The sequence below is a fragment of the Streptomyces sp. NPDC005551 genome (assembly GCF_042871785.1).
Lineage (GTDB): Bacteria > Actinomycetota > Actinomycetes > Streptomycetales > Streptomycetaceae > Streptomyces.
Window position 1 is genome coordinate 202299 of sequence record NZ_JBIAJE010000002.1, and the last position, 16042, is coordinate 218340.

Genomic DNA, 16042 nt, shown 5'->3' on the forward strand with positions numbered 1-16042 from the left:
CAAAGGACCCCCGGCGCCACCACGCCCGGCCAGGGGCTTCGCCGGACACCTGCGCGAGGGCCCGGGCCGGGACGCCGAAGGGAGGTGACTCCCCCGCGGTGACGGGCTCATCCGGCCACCGCCTCGTACAGGCTCCACAGGCCGAGGGCCAGCATCAGCAGCGCCGCGACCTTGGTGATGAGTGCGAGCGGCACCCGCTTCATCAGGGCCTTGCCGCCGACGATGCCGAGCCCGGCGACCGCCCACAGGGCGAGGACCGCGCCGAGGCCGACGGAGAGCGGATCGTCGTACCGGGCGGCGAGGTTGGCCGTCATGATCTGGGTGAGGTCGCCGAACTCGGCGACCAGGATGAGCATGAACCCCGCACCCGAGACCTTCCAGAAGCTCTGGTTCTGGGGGTCGCGGACCTCCTCCTCGTCCTCGTCCTTCTTCATCAGCAGCACCGCGGCGCCGGCGAGGAAGAGCACACCCGTGAGCGCGTGCACGATCTGCTGCGGCAGCAGGGTCAGCACGCTGCCCGCCGCGACGGCGAGCGCCACGTGGACGGCGAAGGCGGCGGCGACGCCGGCGAAGACGTACGAGGCGCGGTAGCGCGTGCCGAGCACGAGCCCGGCGAGCGCGGTCTTGTCCGGCAGCTCGGCAAGGAAGACGACGCCGAAGACGAGCGCCGTCACGCTGAAGCTGATCACTGTTCCTCAATCGGTCGGGGCCGCCCCGCCGAGAGTGCTGTGCTGCGCTTGGACACCTCGGCACGGCAGCACACACGGGCACCCGCACGAGGGCGCGCGGGCGGTGCACTGCTTGCCGAAGGTCTCGCTGGCCGGCCCCGCGCACGAGGCCTGCCTCCGGGCGCCGGCTCAGACGAGCTGAGCAGTATGTCGACGGTCCGGCGAAGAGCTACTCCCCTTCTGCGCCGTCCATCCTACGCGACGCCCGCGGACGCACCCCAGGGTCTTTGGTCCCGTCGCGACTCTTGCTTTGTCATGCACCCGTCATTAGCTTCTCACCCGACGCACATCTCCCGGAAACAAGCCGCCGCAAGCATGTGCTCGCTCGCCCCAACGGTCCTGCTCTGCAAGGGAGTTCGCATGCCAAAGGTCTACGCGCGTCGACGGCTGAGCATACTCGCAGCCGTCACCGGTCTGATAGCCATGGCCGGGATTTTCAACAGTCCGGCGGCCTCCGCCGCCCTGCCCACCCCGGTCAGCGCCGCCACCGCCCGCAGCTACCTCGCCTCGCTCACCGTCGCGACCGAGGACCGCACCGGATACAACCGCGACCTCTTCCCGCACTGGATCACCGTCAGCGGGGCGTGCAACACCCGCGAGACGGTCCTCAAGCGCGACGGCACGAACGTCGTCACCGACTCCGCCTGCGCCGCCACCAAAGGCAGCTGGTACTCGGTCTACGACGGCGCGACCTGGACCGCCGCCTCCGACCTGGACATCGACCACCTGGTGCCGCTGGCCGAGGCATGGGACTCCGGCGCCGACAGCTGGACCACCGCGCAGCGCCAGGCCTTCGCCAACGACCTGACGCGCCCCCAGCTCATCGCGGTCACCGACAACGTCAACCAGGCCAAGGGCGACCAGGACCCCGCCACCTGGATGCCCTCACGGACCAGCTACGCCTGCACCTACGTGCGCGCCTGGGTCCAGGTGAAGTACTACTACGACCTCTCGGTCGACAGCGCGGAGAAGAACAAGCTGTCCTCGGTGCTCAGCGGCTGCTGAGGGCCCGACACTTCCCGGGAACCCTGTCGCCGGTCTCCGTCGTTCCGTACCGTACGGGACGACGGAGGAAGGTGATCGCCGTGTCGGAGCTGCTCCTGGGCCCCCTGCTCAGGTTTGTCGACGACTCGTCCGCGACCGTATGGGTCGAGACGAGTGGTCCGTGTATCGCAAGGGTGCGGTGCGCCAAGGGTGCCGAGGGCGAGGCCCGCACGTTCCAAGTCGCCGGCCACCACTACGCGCTGGTGGTCCTCACCGCCCTGGAGCCGGGCACCGAATCGACGTATGAACTGCTGCTGGACGACACACCCGTCTGGCCGCCACCCGACTCGGGCTTCCCGCCCCCGGCCATCCGCACCCTGGACCGGGACAGCGGGGACAGCGTGCGGGTCACCTTCGGCTCCTGCCGCTGGGCGGCGCCGCCCGGGGACGAGAAGGACCCCGTCGGCCCCGACGCCCTGGACACGCTCGCCGCGCGCCTGTCCTCCTCCCCGGAGGCGGAGCGCCCCGACGTGCTCCTCCTGCTCGGCGACCAGGTGTACGCGGACGAGACCTCCGAGTCCACCCGCCGCTGGATCGCCTCCCGCCGCGACCTGGACCAGCCCCCGGGCGAGCAGGTCGCGGACTACGAGGAGTACACCCGGCTGTACCACGAATCGTGGCGGGACCCCGAGATCCGCTGGCTGCTGTCCACGGTCCCCACCTGCATGATCTTCGACGACCACGACGTCATCGACGACTGGAACACGAGCGCGTCCTGGCTCGCCGACATCCGTGCCACGTCGTGGTGGCGCGAGCGCATCCTGGGCGGCCTGATGTCGTACTGGGTCCACCAGCACCTCGGCAACCTGTCCCCGGCCGAGCTGGCGGCCGACCCGCTCTACGCCGCCGTCCGCGCGACCTCCGACGGCACGGACGTCCTGCGGGAGCACGCCGCCCGGTCCGACGCCGACCCGGCCTCGGTCCGCTGGAGCTACCGCCGCGACTTCGGCCGCGTCCGCGTGGTGATGCTGGACTCGCGGGCGGCCCGCGTCCTGGACGAGGACAACCGCTCGATGCTGGACGAGGGCGAGGAGCGGTGGCTGCGGGAGCAGGTGCTGGACCGCCGCGACGCCTACGACCACCTCCTCATCGGCACCTCGCTGCCCTGGCTGCTCCCCCACCTCATCCACGACGCCGAGACGTGGAACGCGGGCATGTGCCGGGGCGAGCGCGGAGCCCGCTGGGCGCGCATCGGCGAACAGGTGCGCAGGAAGGCCGATCTGGAGCACTGGGCGGCGTTCCCCGAGTCCTTCGAGTCGCTCCGCCGGCTGATCGCCGAGGCGGGGAGCGGCGAACAGGCCCCGGCCACGGTCCTCGTGCTCTCCGGTGACGTGCACCACGCCTACGTCGCCGAGCCCCTGTGGCCCGCCGGCGCCGCCCCGGACGCCCGGGTCCTCCAGCTGACCTGCTCGCCCGTCCACAACTCCATCCCCACGTCCATGCGGCTCGGTTTCCGCTTCGGCTGGAGCCGGACGGGACGCGCGATCGGGCGCCTGCTCTCCCGGCACGGACGTCTCGGCCGGCCCGCGGTGGACTGGCGCAGGACGGGCGGACCCTGGTTCGGCAACCAGCTCATGACCCTGACCCTGCACGGACGCGAAGCCCGGCTGCGCCTCGAACAGGCCCGTGCGGTCGAGGGCGCCGACGCCCGGCTGACAACGGTGGAGGAGTCCCAGCTCACCCCGCAATGAGCCCATCGCGCCCGGTTGTTCGGCGCGTCGCCCCGGATGCCCGTGACGCATCCCACACCCGGCGCCGATCATCCGGTCCGGGCTCGGCTCCCACCCCGTACGACGGCATGATGAGGCAGACCGTCCGCTTCCGGCGGACGGTCTGCCGCCCTTGCGCCCCACACGCCCGGGAGTCACCCCCTTGTCTGCAGCACCCGCGGAAGCCGCGTACGCCTCCGTCGCCCTGATCGGCGCGGGTCCCCGCGGCACCAGCGTCCTGGAGCGGCTGTGCGCCTCCGCCCCCGAACTGCTCCCACCGGGCGCGCGTCTGACCGTCCACGTCATCGACCCGTCGCCGCCGGGGCCCGGCCGGGTCTGGCGGACCACGCAGCCCCCGGAGCTGCTGATGAACACCGTCGCCTCGCAGGTGACCCTCTTCACCGACGAGAGCGTCGAGTGCGCGGGCCCGGTACGCCCCGGTCCCAGCCTGCACGCCTGGGCCGCCGACTCCGACGCCGAGGCGGGGCCCGGCCCCGACGACTACCCGACGCGGGCCCAGTACGGCCGCTATCTCGCGTGGGTCTTCGCCGAGACGGTCCGCGCCGCGCCGCCCTGCGTACGCGTCGAGACGCACGACGCCCGCGCCGTCCGCCTCGACGACGGCCCCGGGGGGCGGCAGACGGTCACGCTCTCCACCGGCCGGACCCTGCGGGACCTGTCCGCCGTGGTCCTCGCCCAGGGCCATCTGCCGGTGCTCGCGGACCCCGGGCACCGGCACCTGACCGGGTACGCGGGCCGGCACGGGCTGCGCCACGTCCCGCCCGCCAACCCCGCCGACGTCGACCTCGCCCCGGTCGCCCCCGGCGAACCGGTGCTGCTGCGCGGGCTCGGCCTCAACTTCTTCGACCACATGGCCCTGTTGACGACCGGCCGCGGCGGCCGGTTCGCCCGCACGGAGGGGGGCCTGCGCTACCGGCCCTCGGGCAACGAACCCCGCCTGTACGCCGGTTCCCGCCGGGGGATCCCCCACCAGGCCCGCGGCGACAACGCGAAGGGCCCGTACGGCCGCCACACCCCGCTGGTCCTCACGGAGGACGTGATCTCCCGCTTCCGCAAGCGCGCGGACTCCGGGGAGGCACCGGACTTCCTCACCGAGATATGGCCGCTGGTCGCCAAGGAGGTCGAAACGGTCTACTACGAGGGGCTGTTGCGGCGCCGGGGAACGCCCGCGCGGGCCGCCTTCCGGGACCGCTTCCTGGCCGTTGCACACCGCAGCCCTCAGGAGGCGGCGCTGCTCGACGAGTTCGGTGTCCCGCACGCCGACCGCTGGTCCTGGGACCGGCTCTCCCGCCCGTACGGCCCGCGGTCCTTCACGGGACCGGACTCCTGGCGCGGCTGGCTGCTGTCGCATCTGCGCGCGGACGCGGGACAGGCCGCCCTCGGCAACGTCGACGGCCCGCTGAAGGCCGCCCTCGACGTACTGCGCGACCTGCGCAACGAGTTGCGGCTGATCGTGGACCACGGCGGCCTGTCGGGCGCCTCGCGCCGGGACCATCTCGACCGCTGGTACACCCCGCTCAACGCCTTCCTCTCCATCGGCCCGCCCCGGCGGCGCGTCGAGGAGATGGCCGCGCTGATCGAGGCGGGCGTGCTGGACGTGGTCGGCCCGCGGATGGAGGTGCGGACCGAGGACGGCAGGTGGGTCGCCCACTCCCCCGAGGTGCCGGGCTCGGCCGTCCGGGCCACCACGCTCATCGAGGCGCGGCTGCCGGAACCGGATGTGCGGCGGACCGCCGACGAACTCCTCGCCGGGCTGCTGAAGTCGGGCCGCTGCCGCCCGCACACCGTCGACGGCTACGAGACCGGCGGGCTGGACGTGACCCCGCGCCCGTATTGGCTGATGGATCGTCAGGGGCGTGCGCACGCACGCCGGTTCGCCTTCGGCGTGCCGACAGAAGGTGTGCACTGGGTGACAGCGGCCGGGGCCAGGCCGGGGGTGGATTCGGTCACGCTGTCGGACGCCGACGCGGTGGCACGGGCGGCGCTACGTGCGACGGCCCCCGAGGCGGAACCGGAAACGGAACCGAAACGGAGGCCGAATGTTGAACTTGCAAGTATAGATTAGGTACGCCTAACCTTTGGCTCACTCGGTTCCGTCCCCGAGACCGGTCCGCCCGCGGACCGGCCCCGACCGAAGGAGTCCCCCCACATGACCGGACGCCTCAACAGCGCCCAGCCCTATGCCATCGGCCTGTTCCGCATCGTCGTCGGCCTGCTCTTCGCCTGCCACGGCGCCGCCTCGCTCTTCGGCGTCCTCGGCGGCGCCGTGGGCGGCGGTTCCGTCCCCGCCGGCACCTGGCCGGGCTGGTACGCGGCCGTGATCCAGCTCGTCGGCGGCACCCTGGTCCTGCTCGGCCTCGGCACCCGCGCCGCCGCCTTCGTCTCGTCGGGTTCGATGGCGTACGCGTACTTCGACGTGCACCAGTCGGCGGCCCTTTGGCCCATCCAGAACGGCGGCGAACTCTCCGCACTGTTCTGCTGGTCCCTGCTCCTGCTGGTCTTCACCGGCTCGGGCGCCCTCGGCCTCGACCGGCTCCTCGCGGGCCGCACCTCCCCGGCGGCCGACAAGGACACCGCGGGCCAGGCACCCCTCACGGCCTGACCCGTCGCACGCCGGCGCCCGTCCCAGCACCCCCGGGCGGACGCCGGCCCCACCCGGCCCGCGGCACCGACCTGCGACGGATTTCGGACGCTTCAGAGAATGGCCGCAAGGTCTACACCAGTCCGTGCAGCCCCCCAGAGTGCGGTTTTGCGGCTTTCGCCGATCTTGCCCCAAGGAACCGGCGGGGCTGATTCCGGGGCGCATGGGTCAGAAAATTGCGGGTACAGCTCGAACTTTCGTGCGGTTCCTGTGACAGGTTGTGTGTTCCTGGTGACTTACGGGGTTGCCGGGGCTCATTCATCTGTGGGGGAGAATCGTGCACTCACGTGCCTTCGGCGCGCCCGTTCGGCGTGCCCGCAAACGAACAACTCGTCTGTCCGCCGCGGCGGTTGTGGTGTCCGGCGCGCTCGCGCTGTCGATGCTCCCGGCCGCTGCCGCGGTTGCAGACGATGCCAAGCCGGTGTCGGCCTGGGGCAAGGACGCTCCGCGTTTCAGCATGCCGAAGGTGAAGGTCGGCTCGACCGAGCCGGTGGCCACCCGCCCGGAGCGCAAGCCGTCCAAGGAACTGGCGGCCTGGCGCAAGGCGCAGAAGGAGCGTGCCGCGTCGCCCACCACGCCGGCGGGGAAGTCCTCCCGCTCCGCGGCGCAGGATGCCGGCGTCCTGAACCTCGTGCCCGAGGGCCAGGGGAACGTGCCCTGGCACCGCATCACCGATTTCGCGATCACCGACGCGCTGACCGCGCGGATCGACTACTCGACCGGCAACCTGATGCTCACTGCCACCGACTTCCAAGTCGCGGGCGTGGGCCAGAAGCTGATGCTGGCGCGTACCTACAACTCCTTCGACGCCCCGTGGGGCAAGGTGTCCCAGCGATGGTGGCAGCAGTACGAGCGCTACCTGTCCCTCTCCTCGGGCACCGAAGCCGTCCTCTACGACGCGAGCGGTGCCGCCGTCCGCTTCAAGAAGAACACCGACGGCACGTTCGCCACGCCCAAGGGCTACTCGCAGGAGCTGAAGAAGAACAGCGACGGCACCTACACCCTGGCCAACTGGAAGTCCCACTCCAAGGACACCTACGACGCCAACGGAACCCTGACGAAGGTCACCGACCGCAACAAGGGAACCATCACCGTCACCCAGCACGACGAGGGCGGTGAGCACAAGGGCTTCAAGCTCACCGAGACCCGCTCCGGCCGGTGGGTGGACCTGCTCAAGACGGACGCCTCGCAGTGGCAGGCCAAGGACCACACCGGCCGCACCGCCGTCTTCAACCTCGACCCGGCCGGTCACCTCGCCTCGACCACCGACACCGAGGGCAAGACGGTCACCTTCCGCTACGACGACTCGGGCCGCGTCGACAAGATCACCACCGCCGAGGGCCGCGTCACCGTCTTCACCTACGACGCCGCCAACCGCGTCACCTCCATGCTGCGCGGCACCGGCTTCAACAGCGACGGCCACACCGGCCCGACCTGGACGTACGCGTACACCAGTGACTCCGCGACAGCCGCCGGTACGACCATGGCCACCGACCCCGAGTCCCACGCGACGAAGTACCAGCACGACGCTGACGGCCAGGTCACCGAGGTGACGGACGCCCTCGGCCACAAGCGGTCCACGAAGTTCGACGCGAACCACAACATCGACACCGCCACCGACGCGATGGGCTCCGGCACCACACCCGGCAACGCCACCGACTACGGCTTCAACACCCGCAACAACCTGGAGACCGTCACCCTGCCGACGGGCGGCAAGACGGTCAACCACTGGCAGACCATCGCCGGCGGCGGCGACGTGCCCTCCGACTCCACCAACCCCGACGGCGAGAAGACCGACTTCACCTACGACACGGCCGGAAACACCATGTCGGTCGCGCAGAGCGGCACCGGCGGCGGGAGCGTCTCCTACACCTACAACCCCGCCACCCCGACCTGCGGCGGCTTCGAGGGCCAGCGCTGCACCCAGAAGACGAAGATGTCGTCGACGAAGACGGTCACGACCTCGTTCCACTACGACGCCAAGGGCAACCTCGACTACGCCACGGCACCCTCGCCGCTGGGCAGGACCACCTACCGCTACGACGACCTGGGGCGCACCACGTCGGTCCAGGACGCCCGCGGGGTGACGGTGACGTACTCCTACGACAACCGCGACCGCATCAAGGTCGTGGACAGCTCCAACTACGCGCGGGTGGAGTACTGGTACGACGGTGACGGCAACCTCACCCAGCGCTCGGACGGCACCGGCACCGTGAAGTACGAGTTCGACCCGCTCCAGCGGGAAACGGTCCGGACGCTCCAGGACGAGTCCCAGACGCTGCTGGCGTACACCGCGGCGGGCAACGTCGACTACTACCAGGACCCGGCCGGCAAGGTCGACTACACCTGGAACGAGGTCAACAAGCTCAAGGAGTTCAAGGACCCGCAGGGCCGGGTGACGACGTACGGCTACAACAGCAACGACGTCCGCACCACCACCACTTACCCCGGCGGCACGGTGCAGAAGGTCGAGCCGGACAAGTCCAGCCGCCCCACGTCCATCAAGGTGACCTCCCCCCAGGGCACGCTGGTGGATCTGGCGTACACCTACGGGTACGGCACCGGCGCGGCCACCGACGGCAGCAAGATCCGCACCTCCACGGACAACGTCCGCAGCACGAAGCGCACTTACAGCTATGACGGGGCGGGCCGCTTCTCCTACGCCAAGGAGGAGAAGGCGGGCGCGATCGCCGACTCCTGGCAGTACTGCTACGACCTGGCGGGCAACCTCACCTCCCAGGGCGCCGACCCCGGCTGCCCGCGCGGCACCACGTACACCTACAACGACGCCCAGCAGCTGACGGGCAAGTCCGGCACCACGGGCACCTGGTCCTACGACAAGATCGGCAACGAGACCGCCGCGGCCTCCACCGACGACTACATCCGCACCGGCGAGAAGTGGACCGACCACTCCCAGATGACGTCGATCACCGTGGGCGGCAAGACGTACGCGGGCCAGTACGGCTCCACCGACCAGAGCGAGCGGATCAAGCTCGGCGACACGTTCTTCCACAACGGCCCGCTCGGCCTGTCCGCCAAGACCACCGCGGGCGCGGACATGGGATTCAACCGGGAACCCGGGGGCACCTTGAACTCCATGACCACCGGGGGCAAGGCGTACTACTACCTCACCGACGCCATCGGCAGTGTGGTCGCCCTGGCGGACGAGAACGGCAACAAGGTCGACTCGTACGCCTACAGCCCCCGCGGCGTACGCATCCTGGCCCAGTCCAGTGAACCGGTCGCCCAGCCCTACCGCTTCGCCGGCGGCTACCAGGACCCCACCGGCCTGTACCACCTCAAGGCCCGCTACTACGACGCCAACATCGGCCGCTTCACCCAGCCCGACCCCTCCGGCCAGGAACAGAACCCCTACCTGTACGCCGAAGGCGACCCCGTCAACCGCATCGACCCCAACGGCACCCTCAGCCTCGGCACCGTGCTCGACGCTGTCGGCAAGGGAGGGGACGCGATCGCCGCCGGCCAATTCGTCGGACAGGTGGTGACCGGGGACTACGAGGCGGCGGCTGGAACGGCGATCAGTTTCGCTGCCGACAAGGCATTCGCCGCCGGCTGCACCTACCTGACCGGCGGGGCGGGAGCCATCCCCTGCGCAGTCGGTGGGATGGCAGTGGGCCAGGCCACGGAAGCGGCGTACGACGACGCCACGAGCTAGATCAGAGCCCTCGTCCCGCTTGCAACGAAGGAGACACCATGCAATCGACCGCAGCTTCGACTGAGCTGGCCTACAAGGGACTTGGCGGTGTCCCTCTCTGGCTGCTGTTCGTAATCGTCATCCTGGCGTTCATCGCCTTCGGCGTCGCCCAGGCGCGCAAGAAGAAGTAGCACCCTGGATCCGAGCAGTGGGCGGAGCCTGTTCTTTCCGGGGCTCCGCCCGCCGCCGTCCAGCACGGTCGCACGGGCGGACGCGGACGCGGACGGCAACCGGGCGGCCCGGCGGTCCTCGTCAGCCGACCCGGCCCCGGCGGCGGCGCAGGGCGAGCGCGCCCCCCGTCGTGAGCAGGAGCGCCCCGGCGCCACCCGCGAGCAACGGCAGAGCCGCCGGTCCGCGGGAACTGCTGTCCGCCACGGGCTCCGACCGGTCGGCCGCGACGTCCTCGGCGGGCGTCGCGGCCTCGGCCGGAGCAGCCGCGGACGCCGACGCCGGTTCCGAGGGCTCGGGCGTCTTCGAGGACGCGGGCCGGCTCGGCTTCGCCGGGCCGCTCGCGCCGCCCGAGTCGGGCGCCTGCGCGGCCGCCGCCGTACCGCCGCCCCCGGTCCGCGCGAACACCACGTCCGAGCACGAGTAGTACGTGTCCGCCGTGCTGGAGTCCTGCCAGACGGTGAACAGCACATGGCGGCCCGACCGGTCGGCGGGGAGCTTCGCCGCGATGCGGTAGGCGCCCTTGACCAGGGACGGGTCGGTGGCCGTGGCGAACGGCCGCGTCGGCAGGTCGGACCACGTCAGCGGTTTCGCCGGGTCGTACCCCGGCTTCGTCATTGAAAGGCGGGTGCCGGGCGCGTGGCGCGCCCGGCACCCCAACTCAGAGATTGGGGACAAGATGCCCGAGGTCGGTTGGTCCACTGGGCAGCGAGCCGCAGTGAAGCGATGGATGATGTTCGTCTACCTGTTTGCTCTCGCGGGGCTCATCCTGTCGATTCTTCTGATCGCCAACACGCCAAGGCCCTGGGCCCGGTGACCTCTCCAGGTCGAGTGACTGCAACGTCGAGATCCGCCTGCACCCGCACCCGTCCGCAAGACGAGGCCGTAGATCCAGGTCGTAGAGCCACGGCCGGGCACTGGCCGCGTGCGACGTCGTAGCGGGCGCGGTTGCGGAAGGCGATGAGGAAGATCTGCGCCGTGATGTCGTCGGCGTGAGCGTTGCCCAGCCGGCACATCACATACCGGTGGATCTCGGCGGCGTGTCTGTCGTAGAGCCTGGCACATATCTCCGGTCGCTTCAGGGATTCCTGGATGACCAGCGCGTCGTCGGTGGGCGGATCCCCACGAGGCCCTCGCTTCTTCGCGCAGATCGACTCCTACGCCTACAGCCCCCGCGGCGTGCGCATCCTGGCCCAGTCCAGCGAACCGGTCGCCCAGCCGTACCGCTTCGCCGGCAACTACCAGGACCCCACCTGCCTCTACCACCTCAAGGCCCGCTACTACGACGCCAACATCGGCCGCTTCACCCAGCCCGACCCCTCCGGCCAGGAACAAAACCCGTACCTGTACGCCGAAGGCGACCCCGTCAACCGCATCGACCCGACCGGGCTCGCCTTCTTCGACGCGGTCGGCAAGGCCTTCGACGCGTACGACATCGGCAGCATCGCCAAGGACGTGGACGAGGGCAACCACAAGAGCGCATTGGCCACGGGCGTCGGCCTGGCAGCCGATACCGCCGCCGAGAGCGCGTGCGGCGCGGTCGTCGTCGCGGTCAGCGCGCCCACCGCGGGCGTGGGAGGGCTGGCTGTCGGCGCCACCTGCTTCGGCATCGGCTACGGCGCGGGCGAACTGGGGGAGAAAGCCGCGACCAGCGCCCTGAATTAGGCACCGCCAAGCAACAACCAGCAGACAGGAGAACCACATGTCGCACGCTCAGCTATGGCCAAGGGCGCCGGGGAGGGCACTCCCTCCTTCTGGATCATCGCCATCGTCCTGGTCGTCATCGTCGGAGTGGCGTTCTTGATCAGCAAGGCCCGCAGGAGGTAGCACCGTCCGCGGAACACGGAGAAAGTGTGGCGCTTCGCCCGGCCGGCCCGGGCCGGCCGGGCGAAGCGCCGACCCGTGGCCACAGGGACGTCACCGGTGTCCGCGCGGCGGGTGCGACGCCCGTCGCGGGCCACGTACGGCCCTTGGCGCCGGCGGACTCGGAGGCCGAGTCCGCCGGCGGGCGTCACGGCACACGCGCCCCCGTGGATCTCCTGTCACACCTCACGCGTACGCTCAATGGCTGTCACAGGCCGCCCTGCCGCTCCTCCCGACGTCGCGGCGTGGTCGTGCCCACGGGGGAATTCCAGGGGGAGTGTTCGGTGCTTGAGAGTGTGGGGCTGCTGACCGGCAGCCCATGGATCTACGCCGTGGTGGGCGTGTCGGTACTGCTGGACGTCTTCCTGCCGGTCCTGCCCAGCGGAGTCCTGGTCATCACCGCGGCCACGGCGGCCGCGGCGGGCACGGCCACAGGCGCGCGGGTCCCGCACGACGTGCCCGACATCCTGGCCCTCACCCTCTGCGCGGCGACCGCGTCGGTGCTGGGCGACATGGTGGCGTTCCGTCTCGCCCGGCGCGGCGGCGAACGCCTCGACCGCGCCATCGCCCGCTCCCGCCGGCTGACCCGCGCGCAGGAACGTCTCGGCGCCGCGCTCGCCCGGGGCGGCGGCGGCCTGGTCGTGATCGCCCGCTTCGCCCCCGCGGGCCGCTCGGTCGTCTCCCTCGGCGCGGGCGCCGCTCACCGCCGGGTCCGCGAGTTCCTGCCGTGGTCCATCCTCGCGGGCGTCGCGTGGGCCGCGTACAGCGTGGCCCTCGGCTACTTCGGCGGCCAGTGGCTGGGCGCCACCTGGCTGGCGGCGGGCGTCTCCTTCGCGGCCCTCTGCGCCGCCGGCGCCGTGGCCGCGTTCCTGGTACGCCGCCCGGCGGTGCAGCGGTAGCAGCGCCGCACCGGCCCTGCCCGCGCCCGCCGTCCCGCCGTCCCGCCGTCCCGCCGTCCCGCCGTCCCGCCGTCACTATCCCGGTCCGCCGTCCCTGTCCCGGCCCGCCGTCCCACCGGGCCTGCCCCGGCCCGTCGGGACAGGCCGGGGCCCCGCCCCTGCTGCTCGCCGCGCCCGCCCGGCGGAGCGATGCCGGGGGCACGGCATCCGGCACGGCACCCCAGGACGGGCAGGGCGGAGCCAGGGGGCGGGCGGACGGCCGGAAGCCCGGCTACGGGACGCGCCCCCGGGGTCGGGGCGGCTCAGTGAGTCGCCGCTCGCCCCCGCACCTCCAGCCCCTCCAGCAATTCGGCCGTCGCCGCGGCCACGGCCTCCACGGCACGGTCGAAGACCTCGCGATTGTGCGCGGCCGGGGCCCGGAAACCGGACACCTTGCGGACGTACTGGAGGGCGGCGGCCCGGATGTCCTCCTCGGTCGCCTCCTCGGGGAGTACGGGCGGACGGAGCGTCTTGATGCTGCGGCACATGGGTCCAGTGTCGCGCGCCCGCGGCCGTCCCCGCCCGGGAACGACGGCCTCTGTCCCAGCCCACCCTTCCGGTGAGATCATCCACGGCGAGGCGGCCACCGTCACGGGGCCGACCGACGGAAGGAATGACCACATGACGGACAACCATGCCCCGGACCTGAGCGCACCCCTGCCCACCGGCGCCGGGACCGACGCTTCCCCGGCCGGGGAGCGGCTGACGGTCGCGGTACTGGGCCCGGGCGGCGTGGGCGGACTCCTCGCGGCGCTGATGGCACGGGCCGGACACCGGGTGATCTGCCTGGCCCGGGACGAGACGGCACGGACGCTGCACACCGGCGGCATCCACGTGCACAGCGGCCCGTTCGGCGACTTCACGGCGCGGGTGGCGGCGGACACCGAGCTGCGCGAGCCGGTCGACGCGTGCCTGATCGCCGTCAAGCACACGGCCCTGGACGAGGCCCTGCACCGCGTACCGCCGCACGCGCTCGGCGAGAACGGCCTGGTCGTACCGTTCCTGAACGGTGTGGAGCACCCCGCGGCCCTGCGTGCCCGCTACGGCGCCGCCCGGGTGGCCCCCGCCGTCATCCGGGTGGAGTCGACCCGCGTCGCCCCCGGGGTGATCGAGCACGGCAGTCCCTTCGCCGAGATCGACCTGACCGGGGACACGGTGCCGCGCGAACGTCTCGACGCGCTAGCCGGGGCCCTCGCGAAGGCGGGACCGGCCGTCCGGGTCCGGGACGACGAGGCGGCGACGCTGTGGGCGAAGATGTCGTTCCTGGCGCCGTTCGCCCTGCTGACGACCCGCTACGGGCTGCCGTTGGGTGACGTACGCACCGGTCACCGCGCGGAGTTGACGGCCCTGGTCGAGGAGACGGCGGCGGTCAGCCGGGCGAGCGGCGCCCCGGCGGACCCGGCCCAGGCCCTCGCCCGTTACGACGCGTTCCCGCCCGACACCAGGTCCTCCATGCAGCGGGACGCGGAGGCGGGCCGCCCGCTGGAACTCGACGCGATCGGCGGCGCGTTGCTGCGCGCGGCGGAACGGCACGGGGTGTCCGTGCCGGTGGCGGCCAGGCTGGTGCGGGAGCTGGCGGACGCGGCTCGCTGAGCCGCGGTGGCCGGCGGGTGGCGGGAGCGGGCATCGCGCGGACCCGGTGCGGCGGGACTCGGCCCGCACCGCCCCCGTCGCCCACCCGTACGCGTGGAATCACGTCACCGGAGGAACTCGCATCCCAAAATCGAACAGGCGTACCATTGCCGCGTGGCTGCGACTCCCTATGACTTCCCGAGTGACCTCCTGGCCGGTCAGGAGGAGCTCCATCAGGTCCGGGCGGAGCTTCTGGCCCTGTTCAAGCGGCTCCCCTGGTCGGTGGAGCCGCTGGACGGCTTCAGCGACGACAGCGGCTGGCGCAAGGTCGAGCGACCCGCGTCCCCGGGCTGGACGGCCGACGACCAGGCGGAGGTGGAGAAACTCCGCCGACGCGAACGCGAACTGGCCGTCTTCGTGACCTGCCACCGCTTCTGGGACCAGGTCGCGGCCGCGGAGAAGGTCGACGCCCGGAGCAGCCTGAAACACACCCGCGAGACCCCCGCCCGGACCGGGGACTGACCACCGGACGCGGCCCGGCTGCGCCCCTTTGGCCGGGCGCCCGCGGTCTCAGCGCCGGCCGCGGCGCCCCAGCAGCGCCGCCTGCTCGCTCTTGAGGCGGGTGAACCGGTCGCGGGTGTACTCCCGCAGCTCCCGGCCCGGGAACGGTATGAGCGACAGGTGTTCCTCATACCTGCCCGCGGCCCACTGCGCGGCGGTGATCTCGTATCCGGCGACATGTGCGCAGAGCTGGAGCAGGACGGGGGGCATCTCCTCCTCGATGAGGAGATCGGCCTTGGTGACCACCACGTCGCGCATGGCCCGGATGTTGGGGATGAAGACGGTGGTGGCCCAGGTGCGCCACCGGGCCAGCTCCTGCTCGGTGGGAGGTGTCTCGTGGTGGAAGGGATCGCGGCCGTCGGGGCGGGCGTACGTCTCCGCGAAGGCGTCGTACGCGCGGCTATTGGCTTCCATCAGCGCGAAGAGGGGACCGTAGAAGTCGCTCAGCTGCATGTTGACCCGCGCCAGCCGGGCCTGCCTCTGCGCCAGCCGCAACCCGTTGAGATAGGTCGCCAAATAGCCGATGAACGCCAGCCCGACGGTCAGGATCACTGTGGCCATGAGGGTCGATGGTAGGGCCGACCACGAACACCGGGTCCCGGAGGACCCCGGCACGGGCACCGGCACCGACATCGGCCCACGTACGCCGAAGATCCCGGGCCGTGCTCGACCGGCGTTGCGGGAGCACGGCATCCCGCGACCGTACTGAGCGGCGGGAACTGCGACTTCTTCGCCCCCGTCGACTCGGACAGGGCGTCGACCTTTGGACCAGTGCTCGTCTGGCTCGCTGCAACGGTCCGTGAGCGCACGCTCGTCCGCCGTTGTCTGTCCGTGTTGTCACGCAGTTCGGATGAACAGTGATGTCAGATCCGGATGGCAAAGACCCCCAGCCATGATCGGCTGGGGGTCTTTGGCCTGGTGGGCGCGGACGGTTTCGAACCGCCGACATCCGCCTTGTAAGGGCGGCGCTCTACCGCTGAGCTACGCGCCCAGGACGAGTCGACAGCCTACATTGCCCGAGGGCCTGTCCTGCAAACCCGTGTCCGGGGGCGGCGGGGGGTTATCCCCACCCCTCTTCCGGG

The 16042-nt window shown here is 71.5% G+C and carries 14 protein-coding genes, 1 tRNA gene and 1 pseudogene; 10 read left to right on the forward strand and 6 right to left on the reverse strand.

Translation table 11 applies throughout. The features are described 5' to 3' along the window. Positions 1-107: 107 nt before the first annotated feature. Positions 108-689, reverse strand: a complete 582-nt coding sequence (locus ACFYP4_RS05135) for a TMEM165/GDT1 family protein (protein ID WP_358854911.1) — start codon at positions 687-689, stop codon at positions 108-110. A 399-nt stretch (positions 690-1088) separates the two neighbouring features. On the opposite strand from ACFYP4_RS05135, the gene ACFYP4_RS05140 reads away from it, so the two are divergent. The 6 genes from ACFYP4_RS05140 to ACFYP4_RS05165 all read left to right on the forward strand — a co-directional run bounded on the left by ACFYP4_RS05140 (position 1089) and on the right by ACFYP4_RS05165 (position 9989). Further along, a complete protein-coding gene (locus tag ACFYP4_RS05140; protein WP_388782942.1) occupies positions 1089-1733 on the forward strand; it encodes an HNH endonuclease family protein in 645 nt (214 codons plus the stop codon). Positions 1734-1813: 80 nt separating this feature from the next. Next, complete coding sequence (locus ACFYP4_RS05145) at positions 1814-3463, forward strand: alkaline phosphatase D family protein (protein ID WP_358854913.1); 1650 nt, start codon at positions 1814-1816, stop codon at positions 3461-3463. Positions 3464-3644: 181 nt separating this feature from the next. Then, complete coding sequence (locus ACFYP4_RS05150) at positions 3645-5567, forward strand: FAD/NAD(P)-binding protein (RefSeq protein ID WP_388782945.1); 1923 nt, start codon at positions 3645-3647, stop codon at positions 5565-5567. Positions 5568-5651: 84 nt separating this feature from the next. Further along, positions 5652-6104: a DoxX family protein gene (locus tag ACFYP4_RS05155; protein ID WP_358854915.1), complete on the forward strand. Its 453-nt coding sequence runs from the start codon at positions 5652-5654 to the stop codon at positions 6102-6104. Positions 6105-6600: 496 nt separating this feature from the next. Then, on the forward strand, positions 6601-9819 hold the full coding sequence (locus ACFYP4_RS05160; protein ID WP_388782948.1) for an RHS repeat-associated core domain-containing protein: 3219 nt from the start codon (positions 6601-6603) through the stop codon (positions 9817-9819). Between the two features lie 38 nt (positions 9820-9857). Next, positions 9858-9989 (forward strand): hypothetical protein, encoded by a 132-nt coding sequence (locus ACFYP4_RS05165; RefSeq protein WP_358854917.1) that lies wholly within the window; start codon positions 9858-9860, stop codon positions 9987-9989. Between the two features lie 121 nt (positions 9990-10110). Here the strand turns inward: ACFYP4_RS05165 and ACFYP4_RS05170 are convergent, their stop codons facing one another. Continuing rightward, positions 10111-10644, reverse strand: a complete 534-nt coding sequence (locus tag ACFYP4_RS05170) for a lytic polysaccharide monooxygenase (protein ID WP_388782952.1) — start codon at positions 10642-10644, stop codon at positions 10111-10113. Positions 10645-10918: 274 nt separating this feature from the next. Continuing rightward, positions 10919-11177 (reverse strand): annotated as a pseudogene (locus ACFYP4_RS05175) (RNA polymerase sigma factor); the annotation flags it as partial. Between ACFYP4_RS05175 and ACFYP4_RS05180 the strand changes: the two are divergent. Together ACFYP4_RS05180 and ACFYP4_RS05185 are read left to right on the forward strand one after the other, a co-directional pair. After that, entirely contained in the window at positions 11119-11691 is a 573-nt protein-coding gene (locus ACFYP4_RS05180) for an RHS repeat-associated core domain-containing protein (protein ID WP_388782955.1), read from the forward strand. The pseudogene ACFYP4_RS05175 and the gene ACFYP4_RS05180 sit on opposite strands and share 59 nt — an antisense overlap. 482 nt (positions 11692-12173) lie before the next feature. Beyond that, positions 12174-12788 carry a VTT domain-containing protein gene (locus ACFYP4_RS05185; protein WP_358854349.1) on the forward strand — a complete coding sequence of 205 codons (615 nt, stop codon included), beginning with the start codon at positions 12174-12176 and terminating at the stop codon, positions 12786-12788. 302 nt (positions 12789-13090) lie between these two features. On the opposite strand, the gene ACFYP4_RS05190 is transcribed toward ACFYP4_RS05185, so the two are convergent. Next, the gene (locus tag ACFYP4_RS05190; protein WP_358854348.1) at positions 13091-13315 is read right to left on the reverse strand and encodes a DUF2277 domain-containing protein; all 225 of its coding nucleotides are present in this window, start codon (positions 13313-13315) and stop codon (positions 13091-13093) included. A gap of 133 nt (positions 13316-13448) precedes the next feature. On the opposite strand from ACFYP4_RS05190, the gene ACFYP4_RS05195 reads away from it, so the two are divergent. Both ACFYP4_RS05195 and ACFYP4_RS05200 read left to right on the forward strand, forming a co-directional pair. Beyond that, entirely contained in the window at positions 13449-14420 is a 972-nt protein-coding gene (locus ACFYP4_RS05195; protein ID WP_388782959.1) for a ketopantoate reductase family protein, read from the forward strand. 153 nt (positions 14421-14573) lie between these two features. Next, positions 14574-14921: a hypothetical protein gene (locus tag ACFYP4_RS05200; protein ID WP_358854346.1), complete on the forward strand. Its 348-nt coding sequence runs from the start codon at positions 14574-14576 to the stop codon at positions 14919-14921. 48 nt (positions 14922-14969) lie between these two features. Here ACFYP4_RS05200 and ACFYP4_RS05205 read toward each other — a convergent pair whose 3' ends face one another. Together ACFYP4_RS05205 and ACFYP4_RS05210 are read right to left on the reverse strand one after the other, a co-directional pair. After that, positions 14970-15521 carry a hypothetical protein gene (locus tag ACFYP4_RS05205; protein WP_358854345.1) on the reverse strand — a complete coding sequence of 184 codons (552 nt, stop codon included), beginning with the start codon at positions 15519-15521 and terminating at the stop codon, positions 14970-14972. A gap of 355 nt (positions 15522-15876) precedes the next feature. Continuing rightward, positions 15877-15951: transfer RNA gene (locus tag ACFYP4_RS05210), tRNA-Val, on the reverse strand. Positions 15952-16042: the final 91 nt, after the last annotated feature.

Coding starts and splice junctions, on each gene's coding strand:
- ACFYP4_RS05140 (WP_388782942.1), top strand. CDS start 1,089: ATGCCAAAGGTCTACGCGCGTCGACGGCTGAGCATACTCGCAGCCGTC.
- ACFYP4_RS05155 (WP_358854915.1), top strand. CDS start 5,652: ATGACCGGACGCCTCAACAGCGCCCAGCCCTATGCCATCGGCCTGTTC.
- ACFYP4_RS05160 (WP_388782948.1), top strand. CDS start 6,601: ATGCCGAAGGTGAAGGTCGGCTCGACCGAGCCGGTGGCCACCCGCCCG.
- ACFYP4_RS05165 (WP_358854917.1), top strand. CDS start 9,858: ATGCAATCGACCGCAGCTTCGACTGAGCTGGCCTACAAGGGACTTGGC.
- ACFYP4_RS05170 (WP_388782952.1), bottom strand. CDS start 10,644: ATGACGAAGCCGGGGTACGACCCGGCGAAACCGCTGACGTGGTCCGAC.
- ACFYP4_RS05180 (WP_388782955.1), top strand. CDS start 11,119: ATGACCAGCGCGTCGTCGGTGGGCGGATCCCCACGAGGCCCTCGCTTC.
- ACFYP4_RS05190 (WP_358854348.1), bottom strand. CDS start 13,315: ATGTGCCGCAGCATCAAGACGCTCCGTCCGCCCGTACTCCCCGAGGAG.
- ACFYP4_RS05195 (WP_388782959.1), top strand. CDS start 13,449: ATGACGGACAACCATGCCCCGGACCTGAGCGCACCCCTGCCCACCGGC.
- ACFYP4_RS05205 (WP_358854345.1), bottom strand. CDS start 15,521: ATGGCCACAGTGATCCTGACCGTCGGGCTGGCGTTCATCGGCTATTTG.